Origin of the sequence: Flavobacterium undicola (genome assembly GCF_009909155.2) — a bacterium.
GTDB lineage: Bacteria > Bacteroidota > Bacteroidia > Flavobacteriales > Flavobacteriaceae > Flavobacterium > Flavobacterium undicola.
On record NZ_JAAAPM020000086.1, the window covers coordinates 1 to 255 of the forward strand.

At 40.0% G+C, this 255-nt stretch carries 1 protein-coding gene; it reads left to right on the top strand.

Going from position 1 to position 255, the window contains the following annotated elements; all coding sequences use genetic code 11:
- A partial coding sequence (locus tag GTZ96_RS18200; RefSeq protein ID WP_161645302.1) for a hypothetical protein occupies positions 1–255 on the top strand: 255 nt, incomplete at both ends.

A 255-nucleotide genomic window follows, 5' to 3' on the forward strand; every position in this document is an offset into this window, starting at 1 on the left:
GGTATGTATACCCCTGGATTGGATGCAACAACGAGTACCTTTAAGTATTTACTTTCAGCTACTGCACCTTGCGTTGCTGATTTTAGTATAGCTACAGTAAATATCAATTCTCAGCCAAATGCAGGAGATGATGGTAATACGACTGTTTGTGAATCTAGTGTTACCCCAATTAATTTATTCAGTTTAATTACTGGAGAGGATTTAGGCGGAACATGGACACGAGAATCTGGAACAGGCGGAACATTTGTTGCTGCA